A 15,771-nucleotide genomic window follows, 5' to 3' on the forward strand; every position below is an offset into this window, starting at 1 on the left:
TCGATGCTGGCGGGCCAGCACCCCCCTCTGGCCTGCCGGCCATCTCCCCCGCAAGGAGGGAGATCGGATGTCGCCACGGCTTTCGCCAATCTTCAGCGCTGCAGGAAGGGCGGCGAGGTTGGAACTGCCAATCTCCCCACTTGCGGGGGAGATGTCCGGCAGGACAGAGGGGGGTGCTGTCCCGCCGACTTCCAAGGGACTGGGAGGCACTGCCCCTCAAGCCTGCGCGGCCAGCCAATCCCTTACCTTGCGCGCATTCTCACTAAGCTCCCGGTTCTTCGGCCAGACGACATAGAACGCCTTGCCCGTCCTCAGCACATGATCCGTCACCGGCACCAGCAGGCCGGATGCCAGCAGCCGCTCGGCGAGGTGCCGCCAGCCGAGCGCGATACCTTGCCCTTCCATGACGCCCTGGATCACCAGGCCATAGTCATTGATGCGCAGGCCGCGCGCGGCATCGTTGAGACTGGCGCCGGCCGACTGGAACCATTCGTCCCAGCTCGCCGCCTCGCGATACGGCTCTTCCAGATGGATGAGCCGGTGCGTGGCCAGTTCTGCAGCGGATTTGGGCAGGCCGAACTTTGCCGCATAGCTGGTGCCGGCGACGGGAAATATCTCCTCGTCGGCCAGCGGCAACGAGTGATAGTCCGGCCAGTCCCGAGGCTCGCCGCCGCGCACGCCGAGAGGGATGCCTTCCGCGATGATGTCGAGGTCGCGGTCGGCGGTCTGGATCCGCAGGTCGATGCCCGGCAGTTCGTCGCGGAATTGCTGCAGGCGCGGCATCATCCAGAACGAACCAAAGGCCGTCGACGCGGCAAGCGTCACATGGCCGCCACTTGCCTGCAGGCGCAAATCTTCCGCCGATTTGCGGATATGCGACAGGCCGAGCGAAACGTCGGCGTGGAAGCGCTCGCCGGCCTCGGTCAGGATGACCTGGCGGTGGCGACGCTGGAACAGCTTGGCGCCAAGCTGTTCCTCCAGTCCGCGCACGGCATAGGAGACGGCGGCCTGCGTCATGCCGAGCTCGCGCCCGGCGGCGGTGAAGCTCGACAGCCGTCCTGCCGCCTCGAAGACGATCAGGCTGCCGGCGGAAGGCAAGAGGTGGCGCAGGCTTCGCATAAGCCCAGCTTATACAAGAGATCAGGATTTTCCAGCGTCACATCGCCATTTTGTCTGCGTAGATTGTCCTCGGAAACAGATGGAGGCTCCATGAACGCACCGGCCGCCGAGACGACAATCGAACCCGCCAAACGCCGTGAGCGCGGCGGTGGCCGCATCGCCCGGCGTGAACTGCGTTCGCACGGGTCGGAAGGGCTCAGCCGACCCTACATCGTGCGCAACATCCCGACCTACGACATCCTGTCGGAAGAGAACCTGCTGCGTATCGAAGCGACCGCCGATCGGATACTGGCCGAAATCGGCATCGAGTTCCGCGACGATCCGGCAGTACTTGCGCATTGGAAGCGGGCAGGGGCCGATATTGACGGCGCTCTGGTCAAGTTCGAGCCGGGCATGCTGCGCGAGATCCTCAAGACGGCGCCGGCGAGCTTCACCCAGCATGCGCGCAATCCGGCCAATTCGGTCGAGATCGGTGGCAAAAGCGTCGTCTTCTCGCCGGCCTATGGCTCGCCCTTCGTCATGGATATCGACAAGGGCCGCCGCTACGGCACGATCGAGGATTTCCGCAATTTCGTAAAGTTGGCGCAGTCCTCGCCGTGGCTGCACCATTCCGGCGGCACCATCTGCGAGCCGGTCGACGTGCCGGTCAACAAGCGCCATCTCGACATGGTCTACAGCCACATCAAATATTCCGATCGCGGCTTCATGGGCTCTGTGACGGCTGAGAGCCGCGCCGAGGATTCGATCGACATGGCGCGCATCGTCTTTGGCCATGATTTTGTCGACCAAAACTGCGTCATCCTCGGCAATGTCAACGTCAACTCGCCGCTGGTCTGGGACGCGACGATGACGACGGCGCTGCGCGCCTATGCTCGCGCCAACCAGGCGGCTGTCATCGTGCCGTTCATCCTCGGCGGCGCCATGGGCCCGGTGACCAATGCTGGTGCCATCGCCCAGTCGCTCGCCGAAACCATGGCCGGCTGCGCGCTGACCCAGCTCGAACGGCCCGGCGCGCCGGTCATTTTCGGCAATTTCCTATCCTCGATGTCGCTGCGTTCGGGCTCGCCCACCTTTGGCACACCTGAGCCGGCGATCGGCTCGATGGTCATCGGGCAGCTGGCGCGGCGGCTGAACCTGCCGCTGCGCTGCTCCGGCAATTTCACCACCTCGAAGCTGCCCGACGCGCACGCCATGAACGAAGGCACCATGTCGATGCTGGCGGCCGTGCATTGCGGCGCCAATTTCATCCTGCATTCGGCCGGCTTCCTCGACGGCCTCCTGTCGATGTCCTACGAAAAATTCGTCATGGACGCCGATTTCTGCGGCGCGCTGCACACCTATCTCGACGGGGTGAAGATCGACGACAACCAGTTGGCGCTCGACGCCTTCAGGGAGGTTGGTCCCGGCAGCCATTTCTTCGGTTCGGCCCATACCTTGGCCAATTACGAGACGGCCTTCTGGGATTCCGAGATCGCCGACAACGAACCTTACGAGAAGTGGGAGGCTGCCGGATCGGAAGATGCCGCCATTCGCGCCAACCGGCGCTGGAAGAAGGCGCTGGCCGAATACCAGGCACCGCCGCTGGACCCTGACATAGACGAGGCACTGCAGGACTTCATGGGCCGTAAGAAGCTTGAGATGGCGGACGCCTGGTACTGAACATCCGAGAAGGGCGATCAACGCCACGCATCCAACAATGCGAAAGAAGCGGAGGAAAAAAATGACATTCTTCAGAAGTAGCGGCGATCGCGTGCCGAGCGCTATCGAGGCGATGGCGCAAGACGCATGTGCGGGCCGCATGGACCGACGCGAGTTCCTGGCGCTGGCAAGCGCCTTCGGCGCATCGACGGCGCTTGCCTATGGCATGATCGGTCTTGCCGTGCCGGATCGGGCCTTGGCCGAAGAGCCGAAGAAAGGCGGAACGCTGCGCGTCTCGATGTCGGTGAAGGGACAGAAGGATCCGCGCACTTACGACTGGGTGGAACTGGCGAACATTTCGCGCTGCTGGCTGGAGCCGCTTGTCCGCTACACCAGACAGTTCACATTCGAGCCGGTCCTGCTCGAAAGCTGGGATATCAACGACGACGCCACCGAATATGTGCTGCACGTGCGCAAGGGCATCACATGGAACAACGGCGACGCTTTCAACGCCGACGACGTCGCCTACAATCTGACGCGCTGGTGCGAGAAGAATGTCGCTGGCAATTCCATGGCCGCACGGGTCGGCGCGCTGATCGACGCAAAGACCGGCAAAGCCAGGGACGGCGCGATCACCAAGGTCGACGACAACACGGTCAAGCTGAAACTGAACGAACCCGACATTTCGTTGATCCCGAATTTTACCGACTATCCGGCGCTCGTGGTGCATCGCAACTTCGATGCCGACGGCGCCGATCCCATCAAAAAGCCGATCGGCACGGGAGCGTTCGAACTGGTCTCCTACGATGTTGGCCAGAAGGCGGTCGTCAAGCGCCGTGAGAATGGCAAGTGGTGGGGCGGTGAAGCGCCACTCGACGGCGTCGAATTCATCGACTACGGCACCGACTTCAACGCTTCGGTGAACGCATTCGATTCCGGCGAGATCGATCTCAATTTCGAGACGCCCGCCGACTTCATCGACATCCTCGACAAGATGGATCTGGTGAAATCGGAGGTCGCTACGGCGACGACGCTGGTTGCCCGCACCAACATCACCCACAAGCCCTATGATGACCAGCGGGTGCGCAACGCCCTGCAAATGGCTGTCGACAACAATGCGGTTCTCGAACTTGGCTATGCCGGGCGAGGCACCCCTGGTGAAAACCACCACGTCGCCCCGATCCATCCGGAATACTACCCGCTGCCCAAGAAGACACGCGACGCGGCCGGCGCCAAGAAGCTGATGGCGGAAGCCGGACAGGCCGACTTCGAGCATGAGCTGATCACCATCGAGGACGATTGGCAGAAGAACACCGGCGACGCCATTGCCGGCCAGTTGCGCGATGCCGGGATCAAGGTGAAGCGCACGGTGCTGCCGGGTTCGACCTTCTGGAACGACTGGACGAAATATCCCTATTCCATGACGATCTGGTACATGCGCCCGCTCGGCGTCCAGGTGCTGGCGCTCGGCTATCGCACCGGCGAGGCGTGGAATGAATCGGCCTATTCCAACCCAGACTTCGATGCCAAGCTCAAGCAGGCGCTTTCGCTGATCGACGTGGCCAAGCGCAAGGAGGTGATGAAGGATGTCGAGCAGATCCTGCAGGATTCGGGCGTCATTGTTCAGCCGTTCTGGCAGAAACTCTTCAGCCACATGAACAAAAAGGTGAAGAACTACGGTGTCCACCAGACCTTCGAGATGGATCTCCAGAACGTCTGGCTGGACGGCTGAAACAAGGCGCTGCAGGACTTCATGAGCCGCAAAAAAGCCGATATGCAGGATACGTGGTATTGATAGGCTCAAGCCATCAAAAGCCGGAGATTCTGCATGAGACTGACCGTGCTCGTTGCCGCCCTTTCGATAGCCATGCCGGCGGCCGCCTTTGCCGGACCGGCGTCCAACGCCGTGAAGTTCTTCTATGTTCCGGCGGTCAAGTTCGAGGCCGACGAACAATATCGGGATCGGTTCACCGAGCCGGTGACGAAACTGTTCGGCCTGAACGACCAGGCAACGAAAAAGAACCCGGACGAGGTTGCCTGCATCGATTTCGATCCTGGTCTCGATGCCCAGGATTTCGATCAGAAGACTGTCTCGAAAACGCTGAAACTGTCTGAGAAGCTGGATGGCGACAACGCAGAGGTTACAGCGTCCTTCAGCCTTTTTTCGGAAGGCGACGATTCCAAACGTGAAATGGTCTGGTCGCTCAAGAAGATCGACGGCAAGTGGAAGATATCGGACATCGCCTCCAAGACCAGCGACTGGACGCTCAGCGCGCTGGAATGCATGGCCGGCCAGACACCGGAGTGATGCGATGGCCTGTCGCCCCTTCCTGGCACTGTCGACCATGTGCCTGCTGGCGGTGGGGCTGAGCGGTGCAGCCGCGCAAGGGTTGCTGGGTGCGCCGCCGGCAAACGCCCCGGCTGACACCGCGCCGGGCGACAGCGGGACACCGCCCGCGAATGCGCCCGGAACCGGGGTGGAACCGGCAACGCCACCAGTTGGATGGTCGCCAGCCGAGGCCGCGCCGGTAGCACCCATCCAGCCCGGGTCGCCGACAGCGGTTGTCAGGCCATTTTACGATCAGGTCGGGCTGGAGATCGATCCGTCAGAGCGCGGCCATTTCATCGATCCGGCGAAAACCGTGCTCGACAAGAGCGACGCCTTGCGCAAATCCGGGCAGGGCGAGTGTCTCGACCCCAACATGGCGCTGGACAATGCGGATTATGACAAGGCCGAGATCGACAAGAGCCTGAAGACGCTCGAAGCGATCAACGGCGACCAGGCCAAGGTCATCGTCGCCTTCGTCATATCAGGCAATCCGCACCGGCTGGAGTGGAAATTCAAGAAGGTCGACGGCGACTGGAAGATCACGGACCTGTTGTCGGTGACCGGCGAATGGGCACTCAGCCAATATCAGTGCGAATGATGGGCGAGCTCAGCCGCGCCCGCGATAGGGCGCGACGCCGGTGTCGGGCAGCCAGCTGCCTTCCGGCGGAGCGCCTGTCTGCCAGAACACGTCGATCGGAATGCCGCCGCGCGGATACCAATAGCCGCCTATGCGCAACCACAGCGGCTTGGTTGCCGCCACAATGCGGCGGCCGATCATGACGGTGCATTCTTCATGGAAGGCGCCGTGATTGCGAAACGAGGTCATGAACAGCTTGAGCGACTTCGATTCCACCAGAGCCGTATCAGGTGCGTAGTCGATGACGATATGGGCGAAATCCGGCTGGCCGGTGACCGGGCACAGCGAGGTGAATTCCGGGCAGACGAAGCGCACGATCGCCGGCGGTCCGTCGCCGCGTGCAAACGGCACGGTTTCCAGGACCGCAGCTTCGGGGCTCTGTGGCGTCTCGACGTGCGCGCCGAGCTGGGTAAGGTCTTTTGTCATGGTCATGGGCGGTGGCCTCGTTCGATTTTGCCGCTCATTAGCATCGGACCGAAAAGTGCGCAGCGGTTTTCGGATGAATCCGATGATTAAAATAAGATCTGAAGCAGCGCACGCTGTTTCAGCACAATTTGAAACAGCAGGAAGACGATGACCTCCAACGATCCGCTTCTCCAGCCCTATCAGCTCAAACATCTGACGCTGAAGAACCGGGTCATGTCGACCAGCCATGAGCCGGCCTATTCGGAAGACGGTATGCCCAAACAGCGCTATCGGCTCTACCATGCCGAGAAGGCAAAGGGCGGCATGGCGCTGACCATGACCGCCGGCTCGGCGATCGTTTCGCGCGACAGTCCGGCCGCCTTCGGCAATTTGCATGTCTATGACGACAAGATCGTGCCGTGGCTGGCCGAGCTCACTGAGGCCTGCCACGAGCACGACTGCAAGGTGATGATCCAGATCACCCATCTCGGCCGCCGCACCGGCTGGAACAAGGCCGACTGGCTGCCTGTGCTCTCGGCCTCGCCGGTACGCGAGCCGGCGCACCGTGCTTTCCCCAAGACCATCGAAGACTGGGACATCGAGCGCATCATTGCCGACTATGCGTCGGCGGCCCAGCGCTGCCAGGTCGCCGGTCTCGACGGCATCGAATTCGAGGCCTACGGCCATCTGATGGACGGCTTCTGGTCGCCGGCCACCAACCACCGCGACGACGAGTTCGGCGGTTCGCTCGACAACCGCTTGCGCTTCACCAACATGGTGCTCGATGCCGTGCGCGCAGCCGTCGGCGACAAATTCGTCGTCGGCATCCGCATGGTCGCCGACGAAGATTTCGAAAAAGGCCTGTCGAAGGCGGAGGGCATCGAGATTGCCAGGCGGCTGGCCAATTCCGGCAAGGTCGATTTCCTCAACATCATCCGCGGCTCGATCGAGACCGATGCTGCTTTGACGAAGGTCATTCCCGTGACCGGCATGCGCTCATCGCCGCATCTCGATTTCGCCGGCGAGGTCAGGGCGGCGACAAAATTCCCGACCTTTCATGCGGCGCGGATTTCCGACGTCGCCACCGCACGCCACGCCATCGCCACCGGCAAGCTCGACATGGTCGGCATGACCCGCGCCCACATCGCCGATCCGCACATCATGAAAAAGGTGATGGAGGGCCGCGAGCACGAGATACGCCCATGTGTGGGCGCCACCTATTGTCTCGACCGCATCTATGAGGGCGGCGAAGCACTGTGCGTCCACAATGCGGCGACCGGCCGCGAGGCCGATATCCCGCACATCATCGTCAAGACAGAGGGGCCGAAGCAGAAAATTGTCGTGGTCGGCGCCGGCGCCGGCGGGCTGGAGATGGCGCGGGTGGCGGCCGAGCGCGGCCACAAGGTGACGGTGCTTGAAGCGTCGAGCCAGGCCGGCGGCCAGGTTCGGCTGGCGACGCAGAACCCGCGGCGCAAGGAACTGATCGGCATCATCGACTGGCGGCTGGCCGAACTCGACCGGCTCGGCGTCGAGATCCGCTACGACACCTGGGCGGAGAAGGACGATGTTCTGGCGCTGTCGCCCGACGTGGTGGTGGTCGCCACCGGCGGGCTGCCGCAAAATCCGCCGCTGACGGCGGGCGACAACCTTGTCACCTCGAGCTGGGACATCATGGCCGGCAGCGTCAAGCCGGCCGAAAATGTGCTGCTCTATGACGACAATGGCGGCCATCAGGGAATGGGCGCGGCCGAGCTGATCGCCAATGCTGGCTCGAAACTCGAACTTGTTTCGCCGGAGCGCTTCTTTGCCCCGGAAATGGGCGGCATGAACCACGTGCCATACATGCGCGCCTTCCAGGAAAAGGGCGTCACCATCACCATCAACACACGGCTGCGTTCGGTGCGGCGCGAGGGCAACCAATTGGTGGCAGAACTCGCTTCGGATTTCGCCGATGGCTGGCGCGGCGAAAGGCGAGTCGACCAGGTGGTGGTCGAGCATGGCACGCTGCCGCTCGACGAACTCTATCTCACACTGAAGCCGCTATCGAAGAATGGCGGCGCGGTGGATTACGAGCGTCTGGTGAGCGGTGGCGACATCTTTCCGGTCCGTAATCCGCAAGGCGGCTTCGTGATGTTCCGCATTGGCGACGCGGTCGCCTCGCGCAACATCCATGCCGCCATCTATGACGGCATCAGGTTCGGCTTGCGGATCTGATGTCACTATCGCGAGAATTGGTAGCGCGCGATCGGACCTGCGTACGAGAGCCCGTGTACTTCGGTCTGACCGCGCGCCCGCACGTCATTGGCTCGTCGCCAGACAACGTACGATTCCGTGAAATTGTGCTGTGTCTCAGACCATATGTGCGACAGCCATGCACAGCACCGTGACGACCAGCAACCAGGCGGCAATGCGCTCGCCCGTCGCCATTCTGGCGCGCAGTTGCGTTTCGGTTTCCGCATTCGCGCCGGCAAGTCGTCTGCTGGGCGCTCTGACCATGGCGCCGAGCACGCCGGCGGCGGCGAAAGCGGCCAGGATGCCAAGCGCCAGCACCATTTCCATCGAGCCGAAATAGGCGCCATGGAAGAAATACCACATCAGCGCCCCGGTCAGGAAAACCATGCCGGCCGCGCTCATCTGCGGCTGGATGAAGCGCTCGGCCCGGATATCGGGGTCGCGCGCCAGCGTGATCGTGGTGCCTGCCCAGAAAACACCGGCCATGACGTGAAGGCCGATAACGACAATGTAGACATACTGCATGACCGGATCTCCTCTCGCGTCCGCGATTGCGTGTATAGTTAGATATCGAATGATTAGATGTCAATGTACAAAGGACAGCCAGTTCCCTCGGCGGAAAACACCGTCTAGTGTCCTGCAATGACACCCTTCGAACGCCCGCCAGTCGGCATGAATCTCGGTCGAACCGCCAAGCTGGTTGCCCAGGCTTTCGACGCCGCCCTGGTCGAGGCCGGCGGTACGTTGCCGGTCTGGCTTACCTTGCTGTCGGTCAAGTCGAGCAAGCTTGCCAATCAGCGCGAACTCGCCGGCATGATCGGCATCCAGGGCGCGACGTTGACCCACCATCTCAACGCGATGGAGGCGCAGGGCCTGCTGACGCGCCGCCGCGATCCCGTCAACCGCCGGGTTCATCTGGTCGAATTGACTGCAGCCGGAGAAGCGATGTTCGAGACATTGCGCAAGGCCGCGCTTTCCTTTGACAAGCGGCTGCGAGTGGGGTTGTCCGACGAGCGGTTGGCGGAGTTCGCGCAGGTGCTGGCGGCGTTGCGGGGCAATGTGGGGTGATCTTAGGGGCCGACAAGCCTTGTTTGATCCGAGCTGCCCTGCTATATGACTACTCTAGTCATTCTTTGGAGCGAGCTGTGCGCGAGATTCAGTTGAAGGATGCCAAGGCAACACTTTCAGCGGTGGTCGATCAAGCCGTCGCCGGGACGCCTGCCGTCATCACCCGTCACGGGCGCAAGCAGGCTGTCATTTTGTCTTTCGAAGACTATGAAAGGCTCTCGCGCGTGCCAAGTTTTGGGCAATTGTTAGCGGCCTTTCCTGGTGACGTTGGCGATATTCCGTCACGTTCCCGCAAACCAGCTCGCAAGGTTGCATTGTAACGCTGTCGATGTTTCTGCTGGACACCAATATCATCTCGGCAATGGCTCCGTCCAAGAAAGCCGATCGACAAGACTTGGCGACATGGCTCGACCAAGCGAGCAACCATCTGTTCCTGTCCGTTGTCACCGCGTCCGAAGTCGCCACCGGAATAGCGAAGGCCGAACGTGAGGGTGCGACAACAAAGGCGAACTCGCTGCGCGGTTGGTGGCAAGCGGTCCAGCACCTTTATGGAGAAAGAATGCTTCCTTTCGACTTGCACGCCGCGCATGCTGCGGGACTAATCCTGGATCGGGCGAGGGCGCATCGGCCTGGATTTGAAGACATCGCGATCGCTGCCACTGCCGAGGTCCATGGTTTGACGATACTGACGGACAACGAGCGTCATTTCGCCCCACTTGGTGTGCCGATGCTCAATCCACTGAAGAGCTTGCCATCCTTACCGGCTCAGTCGTCGTAGCCCTTGATCGCCCCAAAGGTGTAATGGCGCAGCTTCAGCGCGGTGATCAAATTGGTCAGCTTCGTCTTGCCGTCGAAGCGGTCCTGGAACATCTCGTCATGCATCAACAGGATCAGCTTGCCGGGCTTGACGAAGCGGCCATAGCCGAACAGGTGATCGATCTCGCTGACCAGATGGTCGACGCTCTGCACCGGTTCGCCGCTGTCCTTGTGCACCCATTCGTGGTCCCAGCCGTAGAGATAGAAGCCTGAGGCCGCGACAAACTCGTAGTCGGGCTCTTCACGCCCCTCCTGGGCGAGGCCAAGCGAGGTGTCGTTCTTCGACATGGAGGGCAGTCTGAACACGTCGCGTCCCGGCAGCCGCGCATGCACCACGGGCTTGAGCCCAAGCACCGCGTTTGCCCGCATCATGTCGGCGACGACGCCTTCGGTGTCGGCGTAAAAATGCTGGTAGCGGTTGTTGGCGTGGCTGTAGCTGTGGTTGCCCAGCGTCACCAGCGCAAGCTGCTTGGCGCGCTGGACGAGCGCCCTGTTGCCTGCGCTCGCCTGCGCGTGCATGCCGACCATGAACATGGCCGCCGGAACCTGCTCGGCTTCCAGCACATCGAGGATATTGCTTGTGCCGTTCAGCGGGCCATCGTCGAAGGTAAGATAGATGGTGCGATCGGCGCCATGGGCGGGGGCCGCAAAAATCAACAGTGCCGCCAGGACAAACCGAAACGGTGTCATTACCCGCAATATCCGGTTGCAATCACGACAGGCGGCCATGCCCACAACGGCTTGTCAAGGCGGGCCGGTGGATGTCGCCCAAAAGTGCGCAGCGGTTTTGGGACAACGACATGCACAAACAAAAAGACAAGCCTACGCCAGGCTTCCTTGCAGCACCGTCAGCTTGGCCTTCTTCGGCATGCGGGCGGTCAGCCATTCCAGCGCCTTGTCGTGCGGCATCGGGAAGGCGATGGAGTAACCCTGCACCTGGTCGCAGCCGATCGCCATCAGCGAATCGAGTTCGGCCTCGGTTTCGGCGCCTTCGGCAACGATCGAGATGCCAAGGCCACGCGCCAGCTCGGTGATGGCGCGCACGATCTTCGAGTTGTCGCCATTCTCATGGATGTTCTGGACGAAGCGGCGGTCGATCTTCAGCCGGTCGATCTCGTTCGGGTTGACATGGCTGAGCGAGGCATAGCCGGTGCCGAAATCGTCGAGTTCGAGATGAACGCCGGCCGCCCTGATGTGGCGCAGCTTGGCGGCGATGCCCGTCTTCTCGTCGTCGAGAATGACGGATTCGACGATTTCCAGCGACAGTTTCTGCGGCGGTAGCCCGGCCTTTTCCAGCGTCTCAAACAAAAACGCGTCGAAATCGTGCTCGCGCAATTCGGTGCCGGAAACATTGACGGCAAGCCGCCCGAAGGCAATTCCGGCGCGGTTCCATTCGGCCGCCTCGTTGATCGCCTTGGTGATGACGATGCGGCCGATCTCGGGCATGAAGCCGCATTTCTCGGCAACCGGAATGAATTCGCCGGGTGGGATCATGCCGCGCTCTGCATGGTTCCAGCGAACCAGCGCCTCGATGCCGCTGATCGTGCCATTGGTCAGCGAGACCTGCGGCTGGAAATAAACCTGGAAGGCCCGCTCCGCGATGGCGACCTTGATGTCGTGCTCGAGCTGCTTGCGATAGTCGAGTTCGCGGCGCAACTCTTCGGAGAAGAAGGAGAAGTTGCCGCCGCCCAGCTTCTTGGCGGAGTAGAGCGCCAGATCGGCGTGGACCAGCAGATCCTGGGCATTGTCGGCGTCGATGGGATAGACGGCGATGCCGGCGCTGGCGCCTGGGAGAATGGTCGTGCCCTGGAAGACGATCGGCTCGTTAATGTGCGCCAGGATGCGCCGGGCGAGCATGTTGATGTCTTCGGTGCCGCCGGCGCCGCCGAGGATCATGACGAACTCGTCACCGCCCAGGCGCACGCACAGATCCGACGCCCGGCAGGAATCGCGCATGCGCTGCGCCGTGACGACCAGCACATAGTCGCCGGCGGCGTGGCCGAGCGTATCGTTGATCTGCTTGAACCGGTCGAGGTCGAGCTGGACGACGGCAAGGCGCTCGCGACGCCGGTGCGTGCCCTTGATCAGCGTATCGAAATGATCGGTCAGGAACGTGCGGTTGTGCAGGCCGGTGAGGCCGTCATGCACCGCGATGAAGGCCATGGAATTGCGCGCATCGATCAGCTCATGCGTCTTGCGCAGGATGGCGTTCGACATCGGCCTGAAGATGAAGAGAGCCACCAGTATGATAACGCCGAGGGTGGCGTAAAACAGCGTGCGATGGAGGGCGAGCAGATTCTCGGAGCGCTCGTCGGCGTCGGCGCTGATGCGCTGGCCAAGCGCGGCGTAGCCTGACAGGGTCGCGTTGGCGACAGAGGCATTGAGATTGACGCGCTCGTCGCCGCCCTTGTAGCCGCCATTGCCTGTGAATTGCGATTCATAGGCCGAGATCAGGCGGTCGCCATTGGCAATCAGCCCGACCGAGAAATAGTCGAGGTGGAATGGCTTGGCGAAAAGCACGCTTTCGATCGACTTCGGGTCGAGCTTGGCCGACGATTGCGGATCGGCTCCCGTCTGCTCGAGCAGCAGATCGTAGTTCGTCTCGAACTCCGCCGTTGCCTGCTTGAGCGCGCTGACCAGCGCCGGCTGCTTGTCGCGCGAACCGGCACCCGTTGCACTGGCAAGGAAGACGATGCGCTGCGACAGCGTCTTTTGCGTGCTGACAATGTCGAGCAAGGTGTGGTTGTGCTGTTGGGTGGCCATCATCTGCTGCAGCAGGATGAAGGAGGCTATCACCATGGCCGCAATGATCAGCAGGGCCAGCCAATAGCCAGCCTTGATCAGCAGTATGAGCTTGCCTGAAACGGTTTGCACCGGCTGCTGCGACATGTTCGGGGGCGGCCCTCTCGCCAACGGATTCCTGTATGAGCACCATTGAACTGCAAACGTTAACAGGACTGGAAATCGACAGCTGGCCGGCAAGGGGGAGCCGTGGAAAGATCGCGAAATGGTTATCGGCTCGTTTAGCGCTGTACCGACATTTGAGCGGTCGTCGGCCAGCCGCATTTGTCGTGGCTTCGCTTCTGCGGCCGCATGACAATCCACATTGGGGCTACATCGGTCCGCTTGCCACCGATCCGGTCGTTTTTGCGATGGATTTTTCGCGCGGACGAGACGACAGTCGGCCCACGTCAAACGAGGCTAGATCATGACCGCAGCATTCCTCTCCCACATCGACAGCGAGCTCGCGGGGCTCAAATCGGCCGGCCTCTACAAATCCGAGCGGGTGATCTCTTCGACCCAGTCAGCCGAGATCGAGGTCGGCGGGCAGAAAGTGCTCAACTTCTGCGCCAACAACTATCTCGGCCTCGCCGACAGCGCCGACCTGCGTGCGGCGGCCAGCCAGGCGCTCGACCGCTATGGCTACGGCATGGCGTCGGTGCGCTTCATCTGCGGCACGCAAGAGGAGCACAAGCAGCTCGAGGCGACGATTTCATCCTTTCTCGGCCTGGAAGACACCATCCTTTACGGCTCTTGCTTCGACGCCAATGGCGGCCTGTTCGAGACGTTGCTCGGTGAGGACGACGCGATCATTTCCGATGCGCTGAACCATGCCTCGATCATCGACGGCGTGCGGCTATCGAAGGCCAAACGCTTCCGCTACGCCAACAATGACATGGCCGACCTCGAAGCGCGATTGAAGGAGGCGAAGGACTGCCGCTTCCGGCTGATCGCCACCGACGGCGTGTTTTCGATGGATGGCATCATCGCCAATCTCAGGGGGGTCTGCGACCTCGCCGAGAAATACGACGCCATGGTGATGGTTGATGACAGCCATGCGGTCGGCTTCGTCGGCCAGAACGGCCGCGGCTCGGCCGAGCATTGCGGCGTCGAAGGCGGGGTCGACATCATCACGGGGACGCTCGGCAAGGCACTCGGCGGCGCCTCCGGCGGTTACACCTCGGGCAAGAGCCAAGTGGTCGACTGGCTGCGCCAGCGCTCACGACCCTATCTCTTCTCCAACACGCTGATGCCGGCGATTGCCGGCGCTTCGATCAAGGTGTTTGAACTGATCCGCAATGGCGATGCCTTGCGCGAGCGTCTCTATGCCAATGCAGCGCGGTTCCGGTCGCAGATGGGCAAGCTCGGCTTCACGCTGGCCGGAGCCGACCATCCAATCATTCCGGTGATGCTGGGCGACGCGACGCTGGCGCAGGAGATGGCAGCACGCATGCTGAAGCGCGGCATTTATGTCATCGGCTTTTCCTTCCCGGTGGTGCCGAAAGGCCAGGCGCGCATCCGCACGCAGATGTCGGCGGCGCATTCCAGCGCCGACATCGACCGCGCGGTGGAAGCGTTTGCGGCGGTTGGCAAGGAATTGGGCGTGATTTCCTGAGCGGCCAGCACCGAAAAGCGATTCCGGATCAAGAGATTCAAGGGACAAAAGCATGTTGAACATGATGAAGGCGCTGGTGAAGGCCAAGGCCGAACCGGGCATCTGGATGGAAGAGGTGCCGGTGCCGGAAATCGGCCCCAACGACGTGCTGATCAAGATCAAGAAAACGGCGATCTGCGGCACCGACGTCCATATCTACAATTGGGACCAGTGGGCGCAAAAGACTGTGCCGGTGCCAATGGTCACCGGCCATGAATTCGTCGGCACGGTCGCCGATTTCGGCGCCGCGGTCACCGAATACAAGGTCGGCCAGCGCGTGTCGGGCGAAGGCCACATCGTCTGCGGCCATTGCCGCAACTGCCGCGCGGGGCGAGGGCATCTCTGCCGCAACACGCTCGGCGTCGGCGTCAACCGGCCCGGCGCTTTCGGCGAGTATCTGGCGATCCCGCAGCACAATGTCGTGCCGATCCCCGATGATGTGCCCGACGAGATCGCCGCGATTTTCGATCCCCTGGGCAATGCGGTTCACACGGCATTGTCCTTCGATCTGGTCGGTGAGGATGTGCTGGTCACCGGCGCCGGGCCGATCGGCATCATGGGCGCGCTCGTCGCTCAATGCGTCGGCGCGCGAAAAGTTGTCATCACCGACATCAACCCGGTGCGGCTGGCGCTGGCGAAAAAACTCGGCGTCCAGCATGTCGTCGATGCGTCGAAGGAAAAGCTGCGCGACGTCATGCCGGCACTCGGCATGACCGAGGGTTTTGACGTCGGCCTCGAAATGTCGGGCGCCGCCCCCGCCTTCCGCGACATGATCGACACCATGAACAATGGCGGCAAGATCGCCATTCTGGGCATCGCGCCGACCGGCTTCGAGATCGACTGGAACAAGGTCATCTTCAAGATGCTGCATCTCAAGGGCATCTACGGCCGCGAGATGTTCGAGACCTGGTACAAGATGATCGCGCTGGTGCAGGGCCCGCTCGATGTTTCCGGGCTTATCACGCACCGCATCGGCATCGACGATTTCCAAGCCGGTTTCGATGCGATGCGCAGCGGCAGTTCCGGCAAGGTGGTGATGGACTGGTAGACAAGGCCGATTGGAAACGCTGGAGGGACAGCACCCCCCTCTGT

General features: G+C 61.9%; 16 protein-coding genes. 11 read left to right on the forward strand and 5 right to left on the reverse strand.

Annotation, left to right across the window (positions count from 1 at the left end; all coding sequences use genetic code 11):
* Positions 1–216 precede the first annotated feature (216 nt).
* Positions 217–1,119 (reverse strand): LysR substrate-binding domain-containing protein, encoded by a 903-nt coding sequence (locus tag FCU66_RS36940; protein WP_136620996.1) that lies wholly within the window; start codon positions 1,117–1,119, stop codon positions 217–219.
* 90 nt (positions 1,120–1,209) lie between these two features.
* Between FCU66_RS36940 and FCU66_RS36945 the strand changes: the two genes are divergently transcribed.
* The 4 genes from FCU66_RS36945 (at position 1,210) to FCU66_RS36960 (ending at position 5,684) form a co-directional block, all read left to right on the forward strand.
* The gene (locus tag FCU66_RS36945) at positions 1,210–2,778 is read left to right on the forward strand and encodes a trimethylamine methyltransferase family protein (protein WP_136620997.1); all 1,569 of its coding nucleotides are present in this window, start codon (positions 1,210–1,212) and stop codon (positions 2,776–2,778) included.
* A 61-nt stretch (positions 2,779–2,839) separates the two neighbouring features.
* Entirely contained in the window at positions 2,840–4,489 is a 1,650-nt protein-coding gene (locus tag FCU66_RS36950) for an ABC transporter substrate-binding protein (protein ID WP_136620998.1), read from the forward strand.
* A 96-nt stretch (positions 4,490–4,585) separates the two neighbouring features.
* Positions 4,586–5,065, forward strand: coding sequence for a DUF3828 domain-containing protein (locus FCU66_RS36955; RefSeq protein ID WP_136620999.1), 480 nt, complete (start codon positions 4,586–4,588; stop codon positions 5,063–5,065).
* Between the two features lie 4 nt (positions 5,066–5,069).
* Positions 5,070–5,684 (forward strand): hypothetical protein, encoded by a 615-nt coding sequence (locus tag FCU66_RS36960; protein ID WP_136621000.1) that lies wholly within the window; start codon positions 5,070–5,072, stop codon positions 5,682–5,684.
* A gap of 9 nt (positions 5,685–5,693) precedes the next feature.
* Here the strand turns inward: FCU66_RS36960 and queF are convergent, their stop codons facing one another.
* On the reverse strand, positions 5,694–6,155 hold the full coding sequence (queF, locus tag FCU66_RS36965; protein WP_136621001.1) for a preQ(1) synthase: 462 nt from the start codon (positions 6,153–6,155) through the stop codon (positions 5,694–5,696).
* 141 nt (positions 6,156–6,296) lie between these two features.
* On the opposite strand from queF, the gene FCU66_RS36970 reads away from it, so the two are divergent.
* Positions 6,297–8,342, forward strand: a complete 2,046-nt coding sequence (locus FCU66_RS36970) for an NADH:flavin oxidoreductase (protein WP_136621002.1) — start codon at positions 6,297–6,299, stop codon at positions 8,340–8,342.
* Between the two features lie 135 nt (positions 8,343–8,477).
* Here FCU66_RS36970 and FCU66_RS36975 read toward each other — a convergent pair whose 3' ends face one another.
* A complete protein-coding gene (locus FCU66_RS36975) occupies positions 8,478–8,885 on the reverse strand; it encodes a hypothetical protein (protein WP_136621003.1) in 408 nt (135 codons plus the stop codon).
* 117 nt (positions 8,886–9,002) lie between these two features.
* On the opposite strand from FCU66_RS36975, the gene FCU66_RS36980 reads away from it, so the two are divergent.
* The 3 genes from FCU66_RS36980 (at position 9,003) to FCU66_RS36990 (ending at position 10,206) form a co-directional block, all read left to right on the forward strand.
* Positions 9,003–9,428 (forward strand): MarR family winged helix-turn-helix transcriptional regulator, encoded by a 426-nt coding sequence (locus FCU66_RS36980; RefSeq protein ID WP_136621004.1) that lies wholly within the window; start codon positions 9,003–9,005, stop codon positions 9,426–9,428.
* A 77-nt stretch (positions 9,429–9,505) separates the two neighbouring features.
* Positions 9,506–9,748, forward strand: a complete 243-nt coding sequence (locus FCU66_RS36985; RefSeq protein WP_136621005.1) for a type II toxin-antitoxin system Phd/YefM family antitoxin — start codon at positions 9,506–9,508, stop codon at positions 9,746–9,748.
* An 8-nt stretch (positions 9,749–9,756) separates the two neighbouring features.
* Entirely contained in the window at positions 9,757–10,206 is a 450-nt protein-coding gene (locus tag FCU66_RS36990) for a type II toxin-antitoxin system VapC family toxin (RefSeq protein ID WP_136621006.1), read from the forward strand.
* Here FCU66_RS36990 and FCU66_RS36995 read toward each other — a convergent pair.
* Positions 10,194–10,934 carry a polysaccharide deacetylase family protein gene (locus tag FCU66_RS36995; RefSeq protein ID WP_136621007.1) on the reverse strand — a complete coding sequence of 247 codons (741 nt, stop codon included), beginning with the start codon at positions 10,932–10,934 and terminating at the stop codon, positions 10,194–10,196. The genes FCU66_RS36990 and FCU66_RS36995 overlap by 13 nt on opposite strands.
* 132 nt (positions 10,935–11,066) lie before the next feature.
* Entirely contained in the window at positions 11,067–13,133 is a 2,067-nt protein-coding gene (locus FCU66_RS37000; protein ID WP_136621008.1) for a putative bifunctional diguanylate cyclase/phosphodiesterase, read from the reverse strand.
* Between the two features lie 35 nt (positions 13,134–13,168).
* Here FCU66_RS37000 and FCU66_RS37005 point away from each other — a divergent pair, with 35 nt between their 5' ends.
* The 3 genes from FCU66_RS37005 to tdh are packed head-to-tail and all read left to right on the forward strand — an operon-like array spanning position 13,169 to position 15,727.
* A complete protein-coding gene (locus FCU66_RS37005; RefSeq protein WP_136621009.1) occupies positions 13,169–13,456 on the forward strand; it encodes a hypothetical protein in 288 nt (95 codons plus the stop codon).
* On the forward strand, positions 13,453–14,640 hold the full coding sequence (locus tag FCU66_RS37010; protein WP_136621010.1) for a glycine C-acetyltransferase: 1,188 nt from the start codon (positions 13,453–13,455) through the stop codon (positions 14,638–14,640). The genes FCU66_RS37005 and FCU66_RS37010 overlap by 4 nt, the downstream gene beginning before the upstream one ends.
* A gap of 52 nt (positions 14,641–14,692) precedes the next feature.
* Positions 14,693–15,727, forward strand: a complete 1,035-nt coding sequence (gene tdh / locus FCU66_RS37015) for an L-threonine 3-dehydrogenase (RefSeq protein WP_136621011.1) — start codon at positions 14,693–14,695, stop codon at positions 15,725–15,727.
* Positions 15,728–15,771: the final 44 nt, after the last annotated feature.

Source organism: Mesorhizobium norvegicum (assembly GCF_004919685.1).
GTDB lineage: Bacteria > Pseudomonadota > Alphaproteobacteria > Rhizobiales > Rhizobiaceae > Mesorhizobium > Mesorhizobium norvegicum.

Coding starts and splice junctions, on each gene's coding strand:
- FCU66_RS36970 (WP_136621002.1), top strand. CDS start 6,297: ATGACCTCCAACGATCCGCTTCTCCAGCCCTATCAGCTCAAACATCTG.
- FCU66_RS37010 (WP_136621010.1), top strand. CDS start 13,453: ATGACCGCAGCATTCCTCTCCCACATCGACAGCGAGCTCGCGGGGCTC.
- FCU66_RS36960 (WP_136621000.1), top strand. CDS start 5,070: ATGGCCTGTCGCCCCTTCCTGGCACTGTCGACCATGTGCCTGCTGGCG.
- FCU66_RS36995 (WP_136621007.1), bottom strand. CDS start 10,934: ATGACACCGTTTCGGTTTGTCCTGGCGGCACTGTTGATTTTTGCGGCC.
- FCU66_RS36975 (WP_136621003.1), bottom strand. CDS start 8,885: ATGCAGTATGTCTACATTGTCGTTATCGGCCTTCACGTCATGGCCGGT.
- FCU66_RS36990 (WP_136621006.1), top strand. CDS start 9,757: ATGTTTCTGCTGGACACCAATATCATCTCGGCAATGGCTCCGTCCAAG.
- FCU66_RS36940 (WP_136620996.1), bottom strand. CDS start 1,119: ATGCGAAGCCTGCGCCACCTCTTGCCTTCCGCCGGCAGCCTGATCGTC.
- FCU66_RS36945 (WP_136620997.1), top strand. CDS start 1,210: ATGAACGCACCGGCCGCCGAGACGACAATCGAACCCGCCAAACGCCGT.
- queF (WP_136621001.1), bottom strand. CDS start 6,155: ATGACCATGACAAAAGACCTTACCCAGCTCGGCGCGCACGTCGAGACG.
- FCU66_RS36955 (WP_136620999.1), top strand. CDS start 4,586: ATGAGACTGACCGTGCTCGTTGCCGCCCTTTCGATAGCCATGCCGGCG.
- FCU66_RS37000 (WP_136621008.1), bottom strand. CDS start 13,133: ATGTCGCAGCAGCCGGTGCAAACCGTTTCAGGCAAGCTCATACTGCTG.
- FCU66_RS37005 (WP_136621009.1), top strand. CDS start 13,169: ATGAGCACCATTGAACTGCAAACGTTAACAGGACTGGAAATCGACAGC.
- FCU66_RS36980 (WP_136621004.1), top strand. CDS start 9,003: ATGACACCCTTCGAACGCCCGCCAGTCGGCATGAATCTCGGTCGAACC.
- tdh (WP_136621011.1), top strand. CDS start 14,693: ATGTTGAACATGATGAAGGCGCTGGTGAAGGCCAAGGCCGAACCGGGC.
- FCU66_RS36950 (WP_136620998.1), top strand. CDS start 2,840: ATGACATTCTTCAGAAGTAGCGGCGATCGCGTGCCGAGCGCTATCGAG.